The organism is Candidatus Protochlamydia phocaeensis, from assembly GCF_001545115.1.
GTDB lineage: Bacteria > Chlamydiota > Chlamydiia > Chlamydiales > Parachlamydiaceae > Protochlamydia_A > Protochlamydia_A phocaeensis.
In genome coordinates this window covers 14372-37908 of record NZ_FCNU01000030.1, presented here as the reverse complement: position 1 = coordinate 37908, position 23537 = coordinate 14372, and the positions used below count along the sequence as shown (strand labels likewise).

At 43.4% G+C, this 23537-nt stretch carries 18 protein-coding genes and 1 tRNA gene; 9 read left to right on the top strand and 10 right to left on the bottom strand.

The genetic code is table 11. The features are described from left to right. Position 1: 1 nt before the first annotated feature. Entirely contained in the window at positions 2–844 is an 843-nt protein-coding gene (locus tag BN3769_RS11460) for a hypothetical protein (protein WP_068470717.1), read from the bottom strand. Between the two features lie 32 nt (positions 845–876). Beyond that, positions 877–1884 carry a type III secretion system inner membrane ring lipoprotein SctJ gene (gene sctJ / locus BN3769_RS11455; RefSeq protein WP_068470715.1) on the bottom strand — a complete coding sequence of 336 codons (1008 nt, stop codon included), beginning with the start codon at positions 1882–1884 and terminating at the stop codon, positions 877–879. Between the two features lie 195 nt (positions 1885–2079). Between sctJ and BN3769_RS11450 the strand changes: the two genes are divergently transcribed. Both BN3769_RS11450 and BN3769_RS11445 read left to right on the top strand, forming a co-directional pair. Continuing rightward, positions 2080–3453: an MATE family efflux transporter gene (locus BN3769_RS11450; protein WP_068470712.1), complete on the top strand. Its 1374-nt coding sequence runs from the start codon at positions 2080–2082 to the stop codon at positions 3451–3453. A 301-nt stretch (positions 3454–3754) separates the two neighbouring features. Next, the gene (locus BN3769_RS11445; protein ID WP_068470709.1) at positions 3755–5167 is read left to right on the top strand and encodes a hypothetical protein; all 1413 of its coding nucleotides are present in this window, start codon (positions 3755–3757) and stop codon (positions 5165–5167) included. Between the two features lie 550 nt (positions 5168–5717). Here the strand turns inward: BN3769_RS11445 and rpsJ are convergent. The 4 genes from rpsJ to rpsL form a co-directional block, all read right to left on the bottom strand. Beyond that, complete coding sequence (gene rpsJ, locus BN3769_RS11440) at positions 5718–6053, bottom strand: 30S ribosomal protein S10 (protein ID WP_068470707.1); 336 nt, start codon at positions 6051–6053, stop codon at positions 5718–5720. Positions 6054–6070: 17 nt separating this feature from the next. Further along, the gene (gene fusA, locus BN3769_RS11435) at positions 6071–8158 is read right to left on the bottom strand and encodes an elongation factor G (protein WP_068470706.1); all 2088 of its coding nucleotides are present in this window, start codon (positions 8156–8158) and stop codon (positions 6071–6073) included. A gap of 15 nt (positions 8159–8173) precedes the next feature. Continuing rightward, positions 8174–8647 (bottom strand): 30S ribosomal protein S7, encoded by a 474-nt coding sequence (gene rpsG / locus BN3769_RS11430; RefSeq protein WP_068470704.1) that lies wholly within the window; start codon positions 8645–8647, stop codon positions 8174–8176. Between the two features lie 165 nt (positions 8648–8812). Next, positions 8813–9187, bottom strand: coding sequence for a 30S ribosomal protein S12 (rpsL, locus tag BN3769_RS11425; RefSeq protein ID WP_068470702.1), 375 nt, complete (start codon positions 9185–9187; stop codon positions 8813–8815). Between the two features lie 253 nt (positions 9188–9440). Between rpsL and BN3769_RS11420 the strand changes: the two genes are divergently transcribed. Next, positions 9441–11138, top strand: a complete 1698-nt coding sequence (locus BN3769_RS11420) for a hypothetical protein (RefSeq protein WP_068470700.1) — start codon at positions 9441–9443, stop codon at positions 11136–11138. A 106-nt stretch (positions 11139–11244) separates the two neighbouring features. Here the strand turns inward: BN3769_RS11420 and scpB are convergent, their stop codons facing one another. Together scpB and BN3769_RS11410 are read right to left on the bottom strand one after the other, a co-directional pair. Next, complete coding sequence (gene scpB, locus BN3769_RS11415) at positions 11245–12003, bottom strand: SMC-Scp complex subunit ScpB (RefSeq protein ID WP_068470698.1); 759 nt, start codon at positions 12001–12003, stop codon at positions 11245–11247. Continuing rightward, positions 12000–12728 carry a segregation and condensation protein A gene (locus tag BN3769_RS11410; RefSeq protein WP_068470697.1) on the bottom strand — a complete coding sequence of 243 codons (729 nt, stop codon included), beginning with the start codon at positions 12726–12728 and terminating at the stop codon, positions 12000–12002. Before BN3769_RS11410 ends, scpB begins: the two co-directional genes overlap by 4 nt. Positions 12729–13097: 369 nt before the next feature. Here BN3769_RS11410 and tsp point away from each other — a divergent pair, with 369 nt between their 5' ends. The 5 genes from tsp (at position 13098) to obgE (ending at position 17287) form a co-directional block, all read left to right on the top strand. After that, entirely contained in the window at positions 13098–15104 is a 2007-nt protein-coding gene (gene tsp / locus BN3769_RS11405) for a tail-specific protease Tsp (protein WP_068470695.1), read from the top strand. A gap of 196 nt (positions 15105–15300) precedes the next feature. Further along, positions 15301–15373, top strand: a tRNA-Phe gene (locus tag BN3769_RS11400). A gap of 213 nt (positions 15374–15586) precedes the next feature. Next, positions 15587–15931 carry a 50S ribosomal protein L21 gene (gene rplU, locus BN3769_RS11395; protein WP_068470692.1) on the top strand — a complete coding sequence of 115 codons (345 nt, stop codon included), beginning with the start codon at positions 15587–15589 and terminating at the stop codon, positions 15929–15931. Continuing rightward, positions 15921–16172: a 50S ribosomal protein L27 gene (gene rpmA / locus BN3769_RS11390; protein WP_068470690.1), complete on the top strand. Its 252-nt coding sequence runs from the start codon at positions 15921–15923 to the stop codon at positions 16170–16172. Before rplU ends, rpmA begins: the two co-directional genes overlap by 11 nt. 101 nt (positions 16173–16273) lie before the next feature. Beyond that, the gene (obgE, locus tag BN3769_RS11385) at positions 16274–17287 is read left to right on the top strand and encodes a GTPase ObgE (protein WP_068470688.1); all 1014 of its coding nucleotides are present in this window, start codon (positions 16274–16276) and stop codon (positions 17285–17287) included. Positions 17288–17328: 41 nt separating this feature from the next. Here obgE and BN3769_RS11380 read toward each other — a convergent pair whose 3' ends face one another. Both BN3769_RS11380 and BN3769_RS11375 read right to left on the bottom strand, forming a co-directional pair. Beyond that, a complete protein-coding gene (locus tag BN3769_RS11380; RefSeq protein WP_068470686.1) occupies positions 17329–19023 on the bottom strand; it encodes a hypothetical protein in 1695 nt (564 codons plus the stop codon). Between the two features lie 442 nt (positions 19024–19465). Continuing rightward, a complete protein-coding gene (locus BN3769_RS11375) occupies positions 19466–21154 on the bottom strand; it encodes a hypothetical protein (RefSeq protein ID WP_068470684.1) in 1689 nt (562 codons plus the stop codon). A 372-nt stretch (positions 21155–21526) separates the two neighbouring features. On the opposite strand from BN3769_RS11375, the gene BN3769_RS11370 reads away from it, so the two are divergent. After that, positions 21527–23488, top strand: a complete 1962-nt coding sequence (locus BN3769_RS11370; protein ID WP_068470682.1) for a cellulase family glycosylhydrolase — start codon at positions 21527–21529, stop codon at positions 23486–23488. Positions 23489–23537 lie beyond the last annotated feature (49 nt).

Genomic DNA, 23537 nt, shown 5'->3' with positions numbered 1-23537 from the left:
TCTACTCGCTTTTTAGGAAATTCATAAGGTTGATGACTTGCGTTTTTAAAAATGGAGTGACCTTCGGGGAAGAGTCCGACTGATAGGTCTTTAATAGCATTTTTCCCCTGCCTATGTCTAACACATGAGCAATGTACCAGACTAGATCGGGATGCTGCCCACAGAGCGCTTTTCCCAAACGCAAAAGCCCACGGCGATGAACAATCCGCTTGAGGGTTTTGCAATCTTTCTTAGAGGGGTCAATGCCCAGCTTAGGAGCAATAATGGTTTCTTTTTGATGGAGGCAAACATTTAAGTAATAAAGCTGTTTGGATGATAGGCAGCTATAAATGTTTTTTAAATGGTTTTTGTTGACAATGTGGCGCACCTCGGAAGCCAAATCATGCAGTCCTAATAAATCAATCAGCAAGATCAGCTTGTTTTTGTCCCATTTGGCCAAAGGAGAAAATTCGGCCTCTGGCAAATACTCCAAAGGAAGGTGCTCATCCGCCTTCAATAGGGTGTATAGCTGATTGATGATAAAGGTGCGGACGGGGTCTGCTACACTGACAAGCGGAGGAGAAGCGGTTAAGCCCGACACTTGCTCAGCCGTTAAAGCCGCTGTGACAAGGGGATGCAGCCGCTCGGGAAATTGCTCCAGCAGAGGCTGGATCCAAGAATAATGCATGCGTTCGAATAGCTTATGAGGCTGATAAAGAAGAGGGGCAAGGTCGGAAGAAAGAATATCTTGACTAAGCGCGACTCGCCTGTCTTCTTCTGGAAGAAATTTCAATAGCGTTTCGCCCGCTTTGGGATTGTAGCGATTGATGAAGACTTTGAACATCATCCAGCCTCTTTTATCCATAACTTTCCTCTTCTTAAATAGGCTGTAGACAATTAAGTCTCATCAATTCCCTTATTAGCCGTATCGCTATCTTCACCTGCAGCCGGCTTAACCTCCTCTTTAGGCGCAGCTTCCACTTCTTTGGAAGCCGCAGCTCCTACATTCTCCGGATGGATGGGATGGAAAGAGAACAATTGCTTAATTCCTCCTGCTTGCTTAAGAATGGGGAGAAACTTCCAAAGCAGCCAAGTTAACGCTAGTAAGAGAATAACAAGAGAAAGGGTAAAAGAAAAGAAGATGATGCGAAAACGGGTAAGGGATTCCTTCGCTATAATGAGGGACCATACATTCACATACTGTTTTTCCTCTTCTGAAAGAGGCATGGATAGCCCTAACGTATCGCCATAGCGTGCTCGATCTCCAATCACTGTCACGTTGTCATAATCCAATCCATTAATACTGCCTGCCACAAGACGCTTAATGCGGGTCACTAAGTGGGCATTGGGATCGTCCAGAATTCCATTATGCTTGACATAGACAGAGGCTGTAATTTTTTGCTTGTTTGCACCTGGATTGAGAGGATCTTCTTCGGGAAAAGAAATTTGCACGTCGGCATCCAAAATGCCGTCAATTTTTCGAATCGTGCTGGCAATTTGTTCGGCCAATCCGGCTTGATAGCGGACTTTTTCTTGCATTCCCGATGGAACAAGGGAGGTGTTCGCAAAAATGCCTAATAAGCTTTGCCCTTTTCGACGGGGAAGCCCAACCTGATTTAACAGCGCCATGGCTTCATTGGCTTGAGAGGCTTCTACACTAATATTCCATAAAACTGCTTTTCCTCCGCCGCCTGCATCACCGCCTGCTGCTTGAACCTTAACGGCATCGATGTTTTTTGTGGCGAGATAAACCAGAATTTCATTGGCCTCTTTTTCATCCAAGCCGTTGACAATGATCTTGCGCGATTCGCATCCCGTCAATAAGCCCATGATGACAAACAATGTCATGAATTGATAAAGAATGCGCAAGAAGCGATTGCCGGCTACAATCAAGTCTTTTCTCATAGTTTGCTCTGAATTAAGTTCTTTATTTATGATTCTCGATGCTAGCAGAACGTCGAATTTTGCTATAGTTCTTATTTGAGGTCATAAAAAATGATTTTTTATTTTATAATTTGAAGCCTATCCATGGATTTATTAGAAATAAAAGCTTAGAATTTTTGCTTTTATTTTTCTTATACATTTAAAATGAGAGGCTTTATGGCGTTGACCCGTTTTCCAGAAGGAAGCTTGCGCGAGCTGATTCATATCGCTTTTCCTCTTATGCTGTCTTCCTTATCCGTCATGTCTATGGTCTTCGTCGACCGTCTTTTTTTAGCGCGCTATTCCTTGGAAGCCTTTAACGCTGTCGCCAATGCCATGACACTAGGATGGGCTTATGTCTATGGATGGATGGTTTTGGCAAGCATTGCCGAGGTGTTTGTGGCTCAATACAATGGAGCCGAATGCAAAAAACGGTTAGGCGAACCTGTCTGGCAAATGATTTGGCTAAGCCTATTTTCTGCTCTTTTCTTTATTCCCTTAAGCCTCTACGGCGGAGATTGGTTTTATGGAGCGGGGACTGCCCATCAACTAGAGAAAGAGTACTTCAGTTGGATGATGCTGTTTGGCCCAAGCTTTGCCCTTTATGGGGCTTTATGCGGTTTTTTCATCGGACAAGGCAAAACTCGGTTGATTACAGGACTGGCCATCGGAGCCAATCTCGTCAATGCCGGACTCGACTATCTGTTAATTTTTGGAATGGGAGATTTCTTGCCTCCTATGGGAGTCAAAGGCGCTGCGATTGCCACAAGCGGAAGTTCGATCTTCCAAGCCCTTGTTTTAGCGGCCGTTTTCCTCAATTTTTCGAATCGGTCCACTTATGGCACTAATTGCTATGCCTTGCAAGCCAAAGCTTTTTGGCAATGCGTACGCATCGGTTTTCCGGGAGCCCTCTTTATTGTCATTGAATTATTGGGATGGGCCTCTTTTTATTATATGATGACCTTGGTCAGCGAGCGCCATATCACCATTGCGGGCATTTCCCAAAGCATTGTCATTCTATTATTCTTTTTTGCAGAAGGCATCAGTAAGGCGGCAGGAGCCTTGACCGGCAATTTGATTGGCGCGCGAAAAATCCATTTGATCAAACAGGTCATTTTATCTGGCATCAGACTGCATGGTCTGTTCTTTTTGGCTCTTCTTGGCCTGTTTATGCTATTTTCCCATCGCCTTGCTTCCGATTTTTTGCCGGACGCCTCTTCGGTTACTTTGCATTCTTTAGAAGAGAGTCTGAAAATCTGCCTGTTCTATATTTGCTTTTATCTCTTATTTGAAGGCATCCGGCTTTTATTCTCCGGCGTACTGACCGCTGCCGGAGATACAGTCTTTCTCATGATAGCCGGTTCCTTATCTGTTTGGGTTTTCCTTGTCCTACCTACGTATTTTTTAATTGTAGAAAAGAAAGGCACAATTGAATCAGCCTCTTTAATTTGCCTTTTTTACAGTCTCACAGCCGGCTTATTATATGGATGGCGCCTTAAGCATATCAGCTGGAAGGCCCTTTCTTTGATTGCCCCTCAACGCTCATCTTAAAATCTATTAGGCCCCTAAAAAGGAGTTCTCAAAACTGCTAATGGCCTAGATTCAAGTTCTTTTCCCCTAGGAGACCTTTCGCTCCCTAGGGAAAAGAACTCCAAACTCTGGTTAATAACCATTTAATTTCTCATTTAAAAAGCATTTACTAGAGAAATTTATTGATTGAATGAAAATCAAGCTTATATTAAATTTTACTATTAAAAAATTTATAATTATTTTATAATACTTTAAAACAAAACAAATGGATTTATTTTAAAATAGTTTTAAAAATAATGAGTTTTAAAACAAGGATGAGAGAATGGACTTAGTCAATTTGATGAATGATAATCAAAAGTGTTTGATGATTAGTAATTCGTGTGGCGGAGGTCATGTTCAAGCTGCCGATAAACTTAACAAACTTATTGCGAAAAGAAATCAATTAAATGGAACAGACCAAAGAATTACTACTGTTACAAAAGATATTTTAAAGGATGTCTTAGGCGATTGGCTTGGTGGCTATTTAGTAGATATTTGGAATCAAAATCAAAAGAAAGAAGATATTGATGGACTTAATCGCCCACTGACGTATCACTATTTTGGCGATCTTGCCATGGCTCTGCCAACCTTTGTAAAAACACTTTACTGGTTGCGCAAGCATGATGTTGAGACAGTTCTTAATTTGCAGCCTGTTGCCAATCCAGCGATTGTAGCAGCCGTCCGCGTAACTAATTTTGTTAACCGTGTTTTCCGTTTAGGCAAGCCGCCCATTAAAGTGTCTGTTGTCATGACAGAGCTGCCCGGGCCTCGCACGGAGAACTTTTACAATGCAGTTAAGAGAATGAGTGCGAATGATCGCAAGGTCTGCACGTTAATTACCACAAATTCTCCTTTGCTGGACTATAAAGGCCAGACAGAAGAGGAGTTTTGGAAGCGTCATACAGGCATGTCTTTGGCAAGAGGAGAAATTAAGTATGATGAAGCTCCTATTCGATCGACTTTTATCGAGCAGCAGGCTAAAAACGAAAGAGGGGAAAAGATTAATCAGCTTCAAGTAAAGGCTTCTGAAGAAGAATTGACTTTAATTAAGAAGAGCACGGGAGAAGATAAATTAACGACTAAAGAAACAGAGCAGGGTTCGGTTATAGAATTTGATTTAAAAGAAAATGAAAAGGTTTTTGCTCTCATGTTGGGCAGCCAAACATCTATTCAGTCGACATTAGATTATGTAAAAAATACGATTGAATGGGCTAAAAAATCCGATTCAAAAGAGCCTATTCGTTTCTTTGCCTTCTGTGGAAAGCATGTGCCGGGTTCTAATTCTCTGATGAAGCAAGTGGCCGATCTAGTAGAGGCGGAAAGGCAAAAAGCCGATTATCCGCAAAACTTAGCTGTTGTTCCTCTTGCTTTCCAATCGGATCAGCAAATCGCTCCTATGATGGCAAGAGCGAATGCAACGATTACTCGCTCCGGTGGAATCACTGCGATGGAACTTAACGCTGTTGCGCAAGGCAACGTCTTCATTCACCTTATCGAAGATGCAAAAGATAAGAGAAAAGGTCTGTCTTTAGAGCAGATCGTTGAACAAGGTAGGGGAATGCCTTACTGGGAAGGCGGCAATTATCACTATCTGAAAGACAGAAAGGGTGCCAAGTTAATTACGCCGCGCGCAGCCGAAGACATTTTCAATCAAGCATTTGCTACCTCTACTAATCAATCTGCAGCAGCTGCATAATCACTGTAAAATAGAGGGTTTCTATGGGCTGATTTCTTAGGAAATCGGCCCTTTTTTTTAACAAGACTTCGCCTTTTAAAGGCTGAATTTAATCGCCTTTAACTCATCTTTCAATGAATTTATCTTTGAAAATCGTTCATTCACTCGGCTATTTCCTGATAAACCTTGACATTTGAAGTAAAATCTCTCATTTCAGCTCTTAAAAAGTTAAATTCCGGCCTTTTTTCCTATCTTTTCTCTGAAAAATAGAAGATGAGGACGCGAGAGCAAGGAACGAGACTTCTCAAGACGGCTCATTTTTTCGCCGAGTTTTATGCATCTTTGCTGTTAGATCCTCTTTTTTCTTCTAGGCGAGTTCTTTTCAAGTCACTTTTGTCTATTTGCGACATGCCTTAGGAACGATAGCTTAAAGGGAGGTTCGGAGAGGGATAAAGGGGGCGATGGACAAAGGAAATTGGCCGGTCAGAATTTTTATCCACCCGTCTGAAAAGAAAAGAGGCTAGCTTGCGCTAGCCTCTGAACCAAAAAGAAATTCTCAATCAGCAAAGGATTAAGCTTTAATCTTGATGTCTACTCCGGCTGGGAGAGTCAACGTTTTTAAAGCATCGATTGTTTTGCTGGTTGGATTGAGAATGTCAATGAGTCGACGGTGAGTGCGGATCTCAAATTGTTCGCGTGATTTGCGGTCAATGTTGGGGGAGCGCAACACAGTAAACTTTTCACAGCTTGTGGGAAGCGGAATTGGGCCAGCAATGGCGGCACCTGTTCTTTTGGCTGTCTCCACGATATCAGCTGTTGAACGATCAAGCAGACGTTGATCATATCCTTTCAGCCTGATGCGGATCTTTTGTCTCGCTGATCTAGGCTGCTTTTCTTGTTTTGCCATAATAACCTTTACAACTCTTACTTCTTAATGATTTCTTCCTGAATTTTCGCTGGAACACGCTCAAAGTGGCTAGGTTCCATCACATAGGTAGCGCGCCCAGAAGAGAGCGAACGTAGTAGCGTCGAATAACCGAACATTTCACTCAAAGGAACTTCGGCGTGAATGATCACAGCCCCTTTATGGTTTTCCTGTCCGACAATCTGACCGCGGCGGCGGTTCAAGTCACCGATCACGTCACCCATATGCGCTTCTGGCGTGGTGACGTCCACTTTCATGATTGGTTCAAGGATGACCGGTTTGCATTTGCGCGCAGCTTCTTTGATTGCCATCGCACCGCAAATCTTAAACGCCATTTCGCTTGAGTCAACGTCGTGGTAAGATCCGAATACGATATCAACGCAGACATCGACCAGGTTGTAGCCGGCGAGAACGCCTGTTGCCAAGCCTTCTTCGATACCCTTGATTGTAGGTTGGATGTATTCTCTTGGAATCACACCGCCGACAATCTTGCTGACAACCTCGTTGCCTTTGCCTTTTTCGTTTGGTCGGACTTCAAGTTCCACGTGGGCGTACTGACCGCGACCGCCTGACTGCTTGACAAACTTCGTTTGGCTGCCGCCTGGGACGGTAATGGTTTCTTTGTATGCCACTTGAGGCTTGCCAACGTTGGCTTCTACGTTGAATTCACGCTTCATGCGGTCATGCAGGATTTCCAGGTGGAGCTCACCCATTCCGGCAATGATCGTCTGCCCTGTTTCTTCGTTTGTAGAAACGCGGAAAGTCGGATCTTCAACGGATAAAGCGGAAAGCGCCATGGCCAGCTTTTCGCGATCGCCTTTAGACTTCGGCTCGATCGCCATCGAAATCACAGGTTCTGGGAATTCCATTTTCTCCAAGAGGATTGGTCTCTTAGGTGAGCACAGGGTATCGCCCGTCGTCGCCTTCTTCAGACCGATACAAGCAGCAATATCGCCTGTATGGAATTCGTCTTTCTCTTCACGCTTGTTAGCGTGCATTTCCAGCAAGCGGGATACACGTTCTTCTTCGCCCTTTGTTGTATTGAGCAAAGCTGTTCCCTTTGTCAGCGTTCCGCTGTAAATACGGATATAAGTCAGACGGCCCACATAAGGGTCTGTCATGATCTTGAACGCCAAAGCAGCTAAAGGTTGATCATCTTCTGGTGTCAAAATGATTTCTTCGTCTGTATTGAGGTCGTGGGCTTTGATGTTTCCACGATCTAATGGAGAAGGCATCCATTTAACAACCGCATCCAACAATTGTTGAACGCCTTTATTTTTGAAGGCCGATCCACACAAGACAGGATTGAATTTATTGCGGCAAACCCCTTTACGGATAGCAGCATTAATTTCTTCTTCTGTCAAAGAGTCTGGATTTTCCAAGACTTTTTGCATGAATTCTTCGTCTTCTTCATCGATAGTGGCCAACTCTTCTAAAAGCTCGGCGCGCATCTTCTGGCACTTTTCAACGAGGTCGGCCGGAATATCTGTTTCATCCCAGTCAGCACCCAATGTTTCATCGTGGAAGAGGTAAGCGCGCATCGTAACGAGATCGACCATGCCTTTGAAATCAGCTTCTGCGCCGATTGGGCATTGAACAGGAATCGCGTTGGCGTGCAGCTTGTCGCGCATGGTTTTGATGGCGTCGAAGAAATCGGCTCCCATACGGTCCATTTTGTTGACAAATGCGATACGAGGAACGCCGTATTTGTCGGCTTGGCGCCAAACAGTCTCAGACTGAGGCTCGACACCGGAAACGGAACAGAAAAGAGCAACGGATCCATCGAGAACGCGCAGAGAACGCTCAACTTCGATAGTGAAGTCAACGTGGCCTGGAGTATCGATAATGTTGATTTTTGCGCCTTTCCAAAATACGGTTGTAGCCGCAGAAGTAATGGTGATGCCGCGTTCTTGTTCTTGAGGCATCCAGTCCATAGTGGCAGCGCCTTCATGCACTTCACCGATTTTATGGGAACGTCCGCTATAATAGAGGATACGCTCTGTCGTTGTCGTCTTACCGGCATCGATGTGGGCCATGATACCAATATTACGCACGTTTTTAAGATGCTCATTAGCAGGTCTTGCCATGATTTTTCCTCCTTATTACCACTTATAGTGGGCGTAGGCTTTATTCGCTTCCGCCATGCGGTGAGTATCGTCTTTTTTCTTGATCGTCGTTCCCTGATTGTTGTAGCAATCGGTCAGCTCAGATGCCAATGCATCTTCCATTGAACGGCCAGCTTTCCCTCTAGAGTGGGCAATGATCCAGCGCATAGCCATAGAAGCGCGTCGGTTTGCTGGAATTTCAATAGGCACTTGATAGGTTGCACCCCCAATACGGCGGGATTTGACTTCCAAAGAAGGCTTAGCATTTTCTAAGGCTTGTTCGAAAGCTTCGAGAGGATTCTCTGCTTTGATCCTCTTAGCAAATTTTTCAATGGCATTGTAGACAATGCGGCGGGCTGTCGATTTCTTTCCGCTCAGCATGACTTTATTGATAAATTTTGATAAGACTGTACTTCCGTATAACGGATCTGGTTCAGTCGGGCGTTTTTCTGCACTGTGTCTTCTTGACATGATTTCCTCAAAAACGAGTAATTAAATCTAATTGGATAATAGAAGATCTCAATGATTCACCTGGAATCAGGGAGTAAGGCTCCCTTAACACCTGTGCGTGATTGGCGCTTCCAAATTAAAACGCAAATCGCGAACCAGGATACTCATTGATGGAGTATCCTAGTGTTACTTCTTAGGACGTTTAGCCCCGTATTTAGATCTTCCTTGCTTACGGTCCTTAACGGCCGCACAATCTAATGTTCCGCGAACGATGTGATAACGCACACCAGGCAAGTCCTTCACACGACCGCCCCTTACAAGAACGATACTGTGTTCTTGGAGGTTATGGCCTTCTCCGCCAATGTAGGCGATCACTTCTTGGCCAGTAGAAAGACGAACCCAGGCTACTTTACGCAAAGCTGAGTTTGGCTTCTTTGGCGTCTTTGTTTTTACTTGCAAGCAGACTCCGCGACGCTGAGGACACTTCTGCAGCGCTGGCGATTTGCTTCTTCGCTTTTTCGGAGCACGTGGCTGGCGAACGAGCTGTTGAATAGTCGGCATGTTTGCCTTCTCCTTATAAGGGTTTAAATACAAATCTTCCCTTTAAAATCAAACACCTAAAAGGGAAGATACCTGCCTAGTATAGGCAAATGAAAGATTTTTGACAAAGAAGAATTGGAAATAAAGAGAATCTTTTTACTGCGCGTATATTTAATATTATAATTACTGTTATTTAATTATCTACACTTTTTTTATTTACTGTTTGAATGCTCTAGTTTATATTGCGATACTTTCAATTTATTAACGGGATCTTATGGGAATAGAGGTATTGCGAGGCGTTTGCATCGGTTATGGGGCCGCTCAATATAAGCAGGCAGAAGACAGCGCCCTTGTGGGAGTTAATCGATTCTTGACTGTAGCTGCTCAAGCTGCGTCGGTTGCCAATGCAGTTTATATTGCTCAATTAGCTTTGCAAACCACTTCTTTGGCTGCTTATGGCCACTTTTCTTTAGGTGTCCGAGTTGTTCTTTATCTGACCCCGGTTATAACGAATATCGCTTGCGCCAAGCTAAAGATGGGCGATCATCCGCTTCTTAAGCGATCTCTTATTATCCTTAATACCCATATTGGAAGTGTATGCCAAGTTGCGGTCGCCGTCTCTGCGGTCACGCTTATTGTTTTTGGCCAGCCCCTATTGGGCGGGGTGTCCCTAGCCTTTATCATTGCCGGATTCGTCCAACGCCGCTGCTGGTTGCCATTGGCGATCAGCAATGGAATCAATATGTGTGGATTCGTTGGGATTAATACCGCCCGGCTTGTATTGGGAGAATCCCTTCTTTCCCAAGCCGCTGCCATTTGCGAAATTGCCAATTTTGTTTATGCAAAAATTGCTCGGTTAAGAGGGCCGGCTGCCGAGCCGGCTGCTGCCGAAGCGACTTCTCTGCCCATTAACCAGGCGCCGGATTCCCTTTGGCTTAGAGTCGATCAGAGGCATTTGGTAAAAGGGGCTTCTCTTCCCCCCTCTCCGGAGGTCAATTTGCAAACGCTTAAAACCAATTATAGCCGCTTTAATTTGCAGGATCCCGTTTATTTGAATAGGCTCAAGCAAATGGTGCGAGCCGATGAGCATTGGCAAGAATTCTTTGCCGATAAGGGGAGTGATGCCGAACTGATCGCTTATGTCCATACAGGGCTGGACCGGTTTGTAGAAAATGTCTCTAATCGGACCATCCGATCGGGAGAAATCAATGATTACCGCTCTTTGCAGTCCCGGGCCAAACATATTGCTCACCAGCTTCCTTCCAAGTCCGATGAAGATCAGTTTATCAATACCATCCGCCTGGCCTTGGCCTCTTATTACTGTCCGGCCGGATATTTGGAAAAAGTGCGTGCTGTTTACTATACCGTTTGCGATTCTTTTTCCGATGATTCTCTTGGCTCGCGCCTAGACCAGGTACTGGACCAGTCCCGTCGTTATCTATTTCAAGTTTTTTTACATGATTTGTGGGCGAATAATCCCATGCGGCATCTGACCGATCCGGAAGATAACCATATTTACAATGAGTTCGTCAATTTGTTGGGGGAATCTTTTCATCTATCCGAAGTCGAAGATGCCGAGCAAGATGCGCTGTCCTATATCGATGTCTTGACTAAAAAAATGTGGATGCTTCTCTATCGGCCACTTATCAAGCCTTTTATTGAGGCCTATGACACAAGTTATATTATCACAAATACGGAAGAGGCGCTTGCCAATGGGCAGCTGCCTTACGATTTAATGGACAGATGGTTTATTGACGAGTATGTGCAGGTCTTGCGCTCTAAATGCATCCAGCAGGTCAATGAATCGGAAAGAGACTATAATCAGCGCTTAATCGATGAAGCGACAGGGTGGGTGCATGATCATATTTATGATATCATGACTGGAAAAGTAGAAGAGCGCTATATAGGCTATTTCCTCACTAAAATGAAAGTCTTGAAAGTAGATGATCGCTATTTCGCTCAAGAGGCCTAGTTGCTTAGACTGGAAAGAAAGAGCCCATATTGGACCAATAGAGCCCTCTATTTCAGGCCTTTCTAGGAACAGGTCTTTGGCTATCCATCGCTTAATCCTGCAATAGCTAGAGCTTTCCCTTTAATTCGTGTAGGTCCTTTAAGCCAAAGTGCTTTAAGAATTCTTTTGTTGTCCCATAAAGCGTTGGTCTTCCCGGCGCTTCTAGCTTTCCCACTGGTTCAACGAGCTGGCGCTCTAGAAGTTGCATCAATGTACCGGAAGAATCTACACCGCGGATGGCGTCAATTTGAGGGCGCGTAATGGGCTGGCGGTAAGCGATAATGGCTAGTACCTCTGTTGCGGCATGCGATAGCTTTTCTCCCCGGCGCTGGCGATGCAAGAGCTCCAAATAAGGGGCATATTCTTCATGGGTGCGAAGAACATAGCCTTGGGCAATTTCTTCTAGTTTGAAAGATCGCTGTTGGGCAATGTATTCTTGCTTGAGGGAGTCGAGCAGCTGGCGCAATTGGCGTGGGCGCAAAGGAAAAATAGTGTCGGTGATTTCGCGCATCTTGGCAAGAGGCAAAGGATCGGGACATGTAAACAACAGGGCTTCCATGACTTTTTTAATGTGTTGCTGGATATGCTGGTCTATCTGCGCCTCTTCTTCAGTCTCTATTTCTTGGTCTGCATGCCCTTCGCTTGCTTCCTTTTCGGTCAAAATTGTTGCCAGGTTTTTGGCTTCCAGCTCGGAAAGAGGCGGCTTTTTTTCTTCTGCGGAAACTGTTAACTCTATTGAAGCGGGAAGCGGAGGGGACGCCTTCTCCGCAAAAGAGGCTTCAATGACTTCTATTTCACTTTGAAAAAAATTAAGTTCCTTAGTCATGCGGATCCTTGTTGTTTAGCAAATAGGACGAGCTGTGAGGAATCCAAGTGTTTTCCTACGCCGATCAGGCCCATTTTCATCAGTTCCAATACAGCCAGAAATGTGACAATCATTTCCAGGCGAGGCCTCTCAAGGGTAAATAATGCTTCGAATGGCCATATCTCTTGCTGTTCCAATAATTGGCGGATCAAGCGGATCTTATCGCTGACGCGCCAGTTTTCTTCTTGAATGAAGCCTTTGGCTTGAGAGGCGCGGCTCATCATATCTTTAAATAAGGAAGCGAGTTCTGCCAAAGAGACATGGTCGATTCCCATGGGTTTTTTCCATTCGACAGGGGAAGCGCCTCGAAAATAACACGCCTGTTGCTGCTCTTGGCGGACAGCTAGCTCTTTTGCCGCTTGTTTGAAACGGCAATAATCGATCAAATGATGGATAATTTCAAAATGCGGATCTTCTTCCAGCTCTTCGCCCTCGCTTACCACGTCTTGTTGAGGAAGAAGCATTTTGCTCTTTAGCCAAACCAGGTAGGCGACCGTTCCGACAAATTCTGCCCCCCTCTCCAAATAATGCGCTTGCCATTCACTGAGTTTTTGCAAAAATTGTTGGGTTAACTCTTGTATGGGAATGTCGCAGATCTCCATCTCGTCTTTTTGAATAAGATAAAGAAGAAAATCGAGCGGGCCTTCAAAGTTATTTAAAGCAAAGTGATCGTGTTTTTGAATCATGGATGAAATAAAGTGTTAAACAGTCTCTCTAGAGAAAGCTATTTTTGGCAAGTCTCCGAATAGATAAATTACCTGATTTGGAATTCTTATGCTACTGATGATTAAGACAATTCTCTGAATTGCGATTTGCTTGAATTCGAGATTCTTTTCTCTCAATAGCCTGCCAATCAATTAGAAAAGGAATCCTATGCAAATTCTCTTCTCCTATTGCCTCGTAGGAAGAAAATAACCTCAAATAAAGGAAAAGAAGAAGAGAGGGAAGGAAAATTTTTTTAGATTTCTTTCTAGAAGGTCTAATTGTAAAAAAGGATTGTCGTTTTAATTATCAAAGACTATTTTTACTGTTTTTACGACCAAGCAAGAGGATATATGAAAAAGTGGTGGATGACGCTGTGCCTATGCATGTTGAGCTATGTCTCCTCTCTGTGCGCGCACGAACAGGACCTTTTAAAGTCGACGGATATCAATCGCATCATGCAGCAAATTCTGAGCCAGCATGTAGACAAAAAAGCAATCACGGGAGACATCCTTGAGCATGCTCTTGTTACCTACCTCGAACAGTTCGATCCGCATAAAATTTATTTATTGGACTCTGAAGTGGAGCCTTATAGGCATTTGCCCCAGGATCAACTTGCCAAATTCACCGAGCAGTACAAGCAAAATGATTTTTCCATATTCAAGCAGCTGGATCAAGTAATCAAGACGGCTATTTTACGCTCCAGGCGCATTAGGCAAGGAATCGAAAAGCAAGAAAAGGATAGCCTTTTCCATCAGCCGGCTATCAAAGAAGAAGACGAGCTAGCCAGAAATGAGTCTTTTGCGCCGTCCGAGCAAGACTTGAAAAAGCGCATTTTGTTCAATTTGGAAATCTATATCGACATGCAAAAGCGCCGCTATGGCGAAACGCCCACTTTACAGCAAAGAGATCAAGTTTTGCGCACGTATGAAACGCAACTGCGGGATTTTGAAAATCCTTATTTATATCAAAATGATAGCGGGGTGCCCCTTCCGGTTGCAGAACAAGAAAATTTGTTTGCCATTCACGTGTTAAAAGCCTTAGCGAGCAGCCTGGATTCGCATACATCCTTTTATCAAGCCAATGAAGCCTACGATATGCGCGTGCGGCTGCAAAAGGAATTTCAAGGAGTTGGATTGGTTCTTAAGGATTTAGGTAATGAAATTCAAGTCTCCCGTCTGTTGGAGGGAGGACCCGCAGCCAAAAGCGGACTGATTCAACCTGGAGATTTTTTGCTAGAAGTCAATGGCAAAGCAGTGGCCGATCATCCCTTTGAAAAGGTCATGGAAATGCTCCACAACGAGAAAAATCCGCAAGTTAACCTTGTCTTTAAGCGCAAAGCGGCAAATGGGCAACCAGAAAAAATTTTTACCGTCGTCCTCAAGCGTGCAGAAATTATTCTCAATAACGATCGCGTGGACGTCAAATCAGTTCCATTTGGCAATGGCATTATTGGAGAAATCACTTTGCACTCTTTTTATCAAGGCGATGGAGTCTCAAGTGAAAAAGATGTGCGGGACGCGATCGAGAAATTGGAAAAAAAGGGAAACCTGCGCGGGCTGGTTTTAGATTTGCGAGATAATAGCGGGGGCTTTCTCTCGCAGGCTATTAAGGTCGCCGGCCTCTTTATTACTAACGGAGTCATTGTCATTTCTAAGTATTCTAGCGGTGAGGAGCGTTTTTATCGCGATGTAGATGGAAAGAAATCTTATGATGGGCCTCTTGTCGTCCTAACATCTAAGGCTACGGCATCGGCAGCCGAAATTGTCGCCCAAGCTTTGCAAGATTATGGCGTTGCCCTCATCGTCGGGGATGCGCACACGTATGGCAAGGGAACGATCCAAACGCAGACCATTACCGACAATCAAAGCACGTCCTATTTTAAAGTGACAGTGGGTAAGTATTATACGGTTTCGGGTAAAACACCGCAAAAACAAGGGGTGAAAGCCGATATCGTCGTTCCCGGCCATTGGAATAAAGAGGAAATTGGAGAAATTTATTCCGGAGACGATGTGGAAGCCGATAAAATTCCGCCGGCTTACAACGACGATCTGGAAGATGTTTCGCCAGAAGTCAAATCTTGGTATTTAAAATATTATACCCCCACTGTCCAGCACCGCTCCCTCGTTTGGCGCAATCTTTTGCCGACTCTTCGCAAAAACAGCGAATATCGCATTGCCCACAACAAGAATTACCAACTCTTTTTGACAGGCAAGGTACCGGATGAAGCAACAGATGAAGAAGAAGAGCTGTTGTCAGGGACCAAGCCCAAAACATATGGAGTGGACGATATGCAAATGCAAGAAGCGGTCAATATTGTCAAAGATATGATCCTGCTCCATTCTATAGGAAAAAAATAGAAAAAAGCCCTTTTATTTCGCTATAAAAGGGCTTGTTTTTTTATAAATCGTCGCTTTTGTTATTTTGTCTGTATTTTATTGATTTTAAGTTTCTTAAGATGTGCTTAAGCCGGTTAAAATGACTTTAAAATGGAGAGGAAAAAGAAAAAGGATTGCATAAAAAGTCCGCTTTTCCTATTGTACTCTCTTTAAGTTTGGCCAGATAGCTCAGTCGGTAGAGCAGAGGACTGAAAATCCTTGTGTCGCTGGTTCGATTCCAGTTCTGGCCATCTTTCTTTTGCTCTTTCCTATCCTTGCCCCATTCCTTTTGTTCCAGCGTTTATTATTGATCAGTCATCTTTGTAAGGAAATGAGAGAAAACGAGAAAGTGAGAGAAGTCTCATTTTATGATTGATTTCAAAGCAAGCTTAGGATAAACTTTGTTTTTCTATTGATTTTTTAAACATCAAATTGACTGATTATTATTTGTTAAGAGGTTTACAATGTACGCCATTATTAAAACAGGTGGAAAGCAGTATACTGTCAAAGAAGGCGACATCATTGATGTTGAGCTGCTTAATACCGATCCAGGCGCTCAAGTTGAATTCAGCGATGTCTTATTTGCTAACGACGGTTCAAAGACTCAGATTGGTTCGCCTGCGATTGCCAACTTTCTCGTTTATGGAGAAGTGTTGGAAATTGTAAAGGGAGAAAAGGTAAAAGGCTTGAAATACAAAGCTAGCCACAACCAACGCCGTACCTGGGGCCATCGCCAAAAGTATGCTCGCGTTAAAATAACTGGAATTGGAAGCCAACGTCAAGGTAAGGGAGGAAAGCATGGCGCATAAGAAAGGTCAGGGTTCAACCCGTAACGGTCGCGATTCCCATTCAAAGCGTCTCGGCGTGAAAGTGGGATCTGGAGAAGTGGTCAGAGCAGGAAGCATCCTCGTTAGACAGCGTGGAACAAAGTGGCATCCTGCCAAGAATGTTGGTCGTGGAACAGATGATACGCTTTTTGCACTTGCTGATGGAGTTGTTTCTTTCCGCAAGTCCAATAAGACTTATGTCTCTATTGAAACAGGCGCTTAATTCTTTTCCCACTCTTTATGGTCTTGAACTCGGCTGAGGCTGGTTCAAGGCCCTTCTTTTTTTCCTTCATCTTTCATTAGTTTTTAGCTCTAGCGAGGATTATGTTTATTGATCGCGTAGTCATTGAATTTGTGGCCGGCAAAGGCGGCAATGGTGTTGTTGCCTGGCGGCGTGAAAAGTTTATTCCCAAAGGCGGTCCCTCGGGCGGCAATGGAGGAAAGGGAGGATCTGTTATCCTGGAAGCTGATGCACAAATTGTTTCGCTCGATTGGTTTCGCCATCGCCGTTTGATTAAAGCGCATAACGGAGGCGACGGGGGCGGAAATTGCCAACAGGGGCGGAATGGACAAGATCTCATCTTAAAAGTTCCGTGCGGGACCTTGGTCAAAGATTCCAAAACGGGAGAAATCCTGCATGACTTTGTCAATGATAAAGAGCGCTTTATCTTATGTAAGGGAGGAAGAGGAGGCCGGGGTAACGACAGCTTTAAAACGCCTACAAACCGCGCTCCCAACACCTGTACATCGGGCACACTAGGTGAAGTCAAGCACATTGAATTGGAGTTAAAACTCATTGCCGATGTCGGCTTAGTCGGCTTCCCCAATGCGGGCAAATCGACTTTGATTTCTTCTCTGGCCGGCTTGCGCGTAAAAGTGGCCGCTTATCCCTTTACGACTTTGCAGCCTAATCTAGGATTCATTGAGTTGGGCAACTATCAGCGCATTTATATAGCGGATATTCCGGGTATCATTGAAGGGGCAAGCCACAATCGCGGTCTTGGATTGGAATTTTTACGCCATATCGAGCGCACGAAGCTTTTGATCTTTATCTTGGATGCATCCGGAATTGATGGACGCACACCTACTCATGACTTCCGCGTTTTACGCGAAGAAATCGGCGCTTATAATCCTGAATTACTGGAAAGGCCTTATTTAGTGGCGTTAAATAAGATTGATGCGGAAGAAGCCCCGGCCTTGATGGAAGAATTCTGCCGCACCTATGAAATTCCTCCGCATGCGCTCTTCAAAATTTCGGCAGCCTATGGCGATGGCCTGCAAGCGCTTGTGGAAGAGATGGCTCGTCGCTTGCAAGCGCCGCAAGAAGAGGCGTATTAATGCAAAGAGAAAGGATAGAGCGCTGCCGGAAGCCCTTTCTCTTATCCGGCTGAAGCTCGCTCGCTAAGTCCAGAATGGCAAGTGGGCCATTCAAATAAGAGCGAGAAATTAGCGGCAAACTTTTCCACTTCGGGCTCGCACATGACTTCAATCCAAGGAACGAGGCCGGTTTTCCAAGGAGGGCTTTCTTCTTCCTTTAATGCTAAAATGGATCGAATAAACGTTTCGGCAATGCTGGGATCTCCCAGATCCCACGGCTTAGCTTGGCAAATCCACCAAAAGATTTGACCAAGATAAGCGAGGCGTTCATCAGACGTTTGAGCGGCTAGAGATTTTGGATAAAGATCCTCTTTGATAAAGTTCAGAATGCGATTAATTTTATCCGCTGAAGTATGAATAATTTCGCCATAGATAGGCTGGCCGTTAAAGCAGGAATCAAGAGAAAGGGGCTTATCGTAAAGGAAGGCGTAAGAAAGCGTGATGCGCTCTCCTCTTAATTTCTCTTCATAGCAATAGCCTTGTCCTCTCATTCCCCTTCTTGATAGGACCGCCGCATCTGCCCTTAGGTTTGCCCATTCTTGTCGAGCGAGCAGCTTTTTTAAGCGAAAGGCAAGTTCCTTATAATCTTCTACACATATTGTTATGTAAGGGCGGTCTGGTTTGGTTCTGAAGCACCCGACAACATGTGGCCTTGGATGATTCAATTGGTAAGCAATTAACTGGCGCCGGCGAGCGAGAAAGCTGAGTAATGCATCAAAGTTCCATTTTTCATTCTTTAAGCCTGATGCGGCAATCTGAATGGTATGATGCATGTGCCTTCCATACGCTTGTTGGTTGCATGAGCGATAAAATTTATTCCAATCGGTTTTTTTTACAACGTAATTCTGCCATTTCTCTTTTATGGCTTCCTCTTCCTCTTGTGAAATGCAAGAACTGAAAAGGAGGTTCTTTTGAAGCGCATAAAGAAAGCTTTTTTGATTTGAAAATTCTTTTAGAATATGGGAGAAGGGATGAGGATGGTCTTGGCTTTCTACAAAAGCGAAATAGTCATCCAATTTCTCGCTGGATAAATCGCATAAAATTTCGCTTTCTAATTTAATTAAGATAAAAATGATAAAATCTTTGACTTCGACATCTGAAGAAAAGCGGATCTCAATTTTTTTTCCATCCAAAGAAATTGAGAAGTCCATTCCTGTTAGGCAAACGGTTGCAAACCGATAAGCAGGGCTTAGGCCTATGAAAGGTTGCATTTCAATTAAAAGTTTTTTTTCATCAATCCGATAGGAAAAGGTAGCAGCAATAAGCATTTGGCAGCAGCGCAAGAAGCCTAAATGATTATCTAAATCTAAGGCTGCTAATTGATCGGCTGTTCGAGTGAAATAAAATAGCAAGCGCCTATTATATTCCACAGATTCCAATATAGCGGCCAGCTTGCCTCTTCTCTCTTTTGGCAAAAGAGTAGAATGAAAGATTTTTGCCGATTTGGATGCGCAAGCTTGCTTTGGATGATCTGCCTCTATTTTTTTGGCTTGTCCGCGAGGCTTAATAGAGCGCTCTTCCCTTTGATCAAGCGCAATTTGCCTAGAGGTTAAGGGAGAGATTGATTTTAATGGATTGCCTGGTTCGCCTTGAGAGTGCTCGATTTGACTGCTAGCTAAATAAGGCCATGACTGCTGATTAAGAGCGGGCTGAGGCGAAGAGGAAGAAACGCGTTGAGAGCTGGTTAAAGGATTCATTCTATTTCTCTATCTGATGTTCAAAGGCAGACATTAACTTAAATAACCTGAGTGTGGAGTTTTTTGCCCTTTGGACTGATGTGAAAGCTCTTGCAGATGAAAAATGGCAAAACGGTCCCTATTTTTTAATATTGACCGCCTTGGCACTTGTTCATCTCTGAGGCTTTAACGCAGTTGAAAGAGCAAAAAATCCAAACGCAGGTTAAATAAGCCATGGAAAATTAAAATTAAAATTAAAATTTAATCGAATGGCAGCTATCTATAAAGAATTTTATTCATTCTGCCTTAAGTAAAAAAGGCTTTAGGGATAGGCTTTTTAGAAGCCGTCTTAAAGCCACTAGCGATTAGATTTGAGTTTTTTTCCTTACCCAGCCCTTTTTTAGGGAGAAAAATAAGTTGGAATATCGACAATTGGCAATTCGATTGTAGTTTCTTATTGCCACTAAAGTAGATCGTTCTCATGCCATTCAAATAAGAGATGAAAACTGGCGGCAAACTTTTCCATTTTAGGTTCACACATGACTTCAATCCAAGGAATCAGCTCTTCTTTCCAAGGACGGCTTTCTTCTTCTTTTAAAGTTAGAATGGTTCGAATGAGCATCTCGGCAATACTGGGATCGCCCAGTCGCCAAGGCTTAGCTTGGCAAATCAACCAAAAAATTTTGCCTAGATAGACAAGGCGCTCGTCGGCAGTTGAAGCGACCAAAGCGTTGGGATAGAGATCTTCTTTGATAAATGTCAAAATGTCTTCTATGTATTCCGGAGAAGTATGAATAATCTCTCCACTCATGGGTTGCTCATCGAACATGCAGAAATGAGAAATGGATTCTTCATAAATAATAATTTGGGAAAGGGGAATGAGCCGATTATTTAACTTCTCTTCATAGCAATAGCCTTTCCCGCTGATTTCTCCAAAGTTCGAGTCTAGGCTTTCTTCCCTTCTTAAAGGAAAATTCTCTTGTTGGGAAAGCAAAGCTTTTAAGCGATTGGGAATGGCATAATATTCATTGACACAAGTCGTTATGGCTATATCCTCCTCACTATTCTTTCGGAAAGTTCCCACAAGTAAAGGATTTTTCTGATTTAACAGGTGGGCCATATATTGGCGACGGTTAGCCAAAAAACTGAGCAGAGTATCGAAGGTCCAGTGCGCCCTTTTCAAACTCGATGCAGCAAAGCCAATGGCATGGTGCATAAGACGGCCATACTCTCTTTGGTTTGAGTCACGGTAATGTCTGTTCCAATCTTTTTTTCTGACAATATAAGTTTGCCATTTCTCTTTTGCGGATTGTTCGTCTTCTTGAGAAATGAGTAGGCTGGGAAGAAGATGAAGGCGTTGAATTTCAAGAAATAATTTTCGAGAAGGAATTTCTTTGGCAACTCGGGAAAAGGGATGGACATCCTCTTGGCTTTGCATGCAAGATAGATAGTCTGCTAAATCTTTTTCTCTTAGCCCTTCCAGAGATTTGTTCTCTAGTGCTAGGAGAATATAAATCGCTAATCCCTTTATTTCTTCTTCTGAAGGAGGAGAAAAAATAATATCTTTTTCAATCAAATCGATCTGTCCATCTATTTTCTCTAGATACTCTTTAACAAATGTCTGAGGTTCCCAGTTTAAGGCTTCTGCCTGAAAGTGAATGGTTAACTTTTTTTGCAAAAAATCATAAGAAAAAAAGGCTTTAGTCAAAGACTGGCAGCAATTTAACAATTCTAGCAAGTGCTTGGTATCTAATTTACTTAATCGATTAGACGCTTTTATAAAATACGTATATTTTGTTGAATTTGTTTTTAAACGCTCTAAAAATATATTTAATTTATCCCAGCAAGAGTTTAAAAATACATCAAGTTTAAACATTCGATTTTCTTCATTTAAAGAAGGAGCTTCTAAACTAAGCTTGAATATCTTTACAGCTTGATCATTTTGTTGCTGTTCAAGTGAATGTCTATTAATTTGGGAAATACCTAATAAATAAATTTCTTCGCGGTTAGTTGAAAAAGTACAGGTTGAGCCTTCATGCGGCAGAGAGAACGCATCAGCAGACTCTCTTGACTTGTCTGTTCTGGCTGCCCAATCGCCTGTTTGATAGGCTTGATTTAGGCTATAATTGCATAAATTAATTTCATATTTCATTTTATTAATATTTTATTTTTAATAGTGATAGTTTGAAGATTATTGATTATTTTAAATTATTTTGCAAATTTAAATAAGTATAATAGATGTCTAATAATTAATAAAAAATTATATAAATAAAACAAAGTTTAAATGGTAAGAAAAAGAATAAGAGGCTGTCGTCTGATTTAGATAATTAGCAGTTCGATGATAGGCGGGATGATCTTTTATTATGAATTTAACTTGTTAAATTTAAGCCTTTTATAGAAAAAGGTTTAAATTGGCAAATTGGAGAGATTTTAAAATAAAAACTTGATGTTTATTTTTCATTCTTTTAGGGTTTCGTTAGCTACGGAAATTTCCTGGATATAAACACCTTAAAAGGAGGATTTTATGAAAATCAAGCCGTTAAAAGGCTGGTTCAGCCTTTTTTTCATTTTCTTGTCTTTGCAGTTATTTGCCTTGACAACGAAGAACGATCAAATTGTGGATTCAGCTGGAAATCCAATAGAGCTCAAAGGAGTTAACTGGTTTGGTTTCAATAATCAATCGACAATGGTGGACGGACTGTGGACAGGGCCTGACCAGCTTTCTTTAGATTTTGCAACCGTCGTTTATCGCATGCAGCTTCTGGGATTTAATGCTGTGCGCTTGCCTTTCAGTTTTCAAGATTTATTCAACCTGCCGCCACGCAACTTTACACAGAGTTGCACATTTGACAGTCAAAGCGATATTCAGGCAAGTGTAACAGATCCTTCCGTGCCAGTTGATGGCAAGACCATTCCTCCACAAGTGGCGCCTCCTCAAAGGCAAGCTGGAATGTGCAATAGCTACTTGCCCAATGATACAACCTTGAATCGCTTCTTATGGGTCGTCAATTTCTTTGCACAAAATGGTTTTTATGTCCTTATTGACAATCACTTAAGAGAAGATCAAACTGTTCTCCAAAGCCCACAGCAATGGGTGCAGGATTGGGTGAAGTTAGTGACCGCTATCTCGCAGGATCCTGTTTCTAAAGAAAAATTGATGATCGATCTGCTCAATGAGCCCGATAATTTTGGCATCCGTTGGGAAGCCTCTGGTAGCACACCTGCCTTAAAAGACCTTTATTTATCGGCTATGGATGCCATTTATGCTGTCAATCCTGACGCGCTTTTTTTCATAGAAGGAACTGGACAAGGAGGCATTGGCGCGAACTGGGGAGATGGATTTGCAACAGATCCGCAGCTTATTCAACAGAATGGATTAAGCGATCCCAATCCTTTCTTCCAAGCGCTCTTGCAGAAGCCTTATCTCAATCAAGTCGTCATTTCTCCGCACGTTTATCCGCCATCGGTGACAAATGCATCGACCAATTACTTTGGCCCTGGTTTGTGGAACCGTCTGACAGAGTCTTTTGGCTATTTAACCCAGCAGGGGTATTGCTTTGGGGGAACATGCAAGATTTTTCCGGTGGCTTTAGGAGAATTTGGTTCGCGCTTTAGCGATTCAAGAGATCTTCAAACCATGCCTGATTTAGCTGCTTATTTCAACAATACAGGAGCTGCAGCCGATGGAAAGCATCATAAAATCTCTAGCTGGTTTTACTGGTCTTGGAATGCCAATAGCGGCGATACGGGCGGAATTGTTGCCGATAATTGGCGCGATATTATTTGGCAAAAAGTGGAATATTTGACAACGATTGGCCTGACTCCTTGGTATAAGAGCAATACGCCTGTCAAAACAGGAACCCTTTGCTTATCCGTCAAAGCGACGGATGGGTTATCTGCCAGCAATTTAAAACCCTTTTCTGTTGGCAATTATACGTTTAATGTCACAGCTTTTGATACGCCCGTTTGCCAATCTGTAGCTGTAGGCGACTATACTGTCAATGCCCCTCAATTAGTGGTGGGAAATCAGACCTTTACGGCTGCTTCTCAGTCCACGACTGTTTTGGAAGGCCAGACAAGCACGGTTGAATTGACTTATCAGGCAAGCGTCACTCCGCCTCCGCCGCCCGGTGCTTTTGCCGTTACGGTCCAAGTGGGAACGCCCTGGCAAAGCGCGCCCAACGTATATGAAAATGTGCTTAACTTCTATGTTAAAAACACAGGATCTACGGCCGTCACTGTTCCTTGGACGTTGGCTGTGACCAATAACGCTTATACGGGAGTCGCTCAGGCATGGAACATGAATGTCAAATCGACTTCCAATGGAACAATTACAGCCGAAGTGCCTGCTGACTGGGAGGCCTTGCAGCCAAATGGAGGCAATACGGTAAATGTTGGCATGATTATCACTTCATCGTCGACGGATTTTACGCCTGCCAATGTGACAATTAACGGCAGTCCCGTTACACTGACAGTGACGCATTAAGGAAAATATTTGAATAGGCTTTGCCGGTCTATGCAGATCGGCAAAGCTC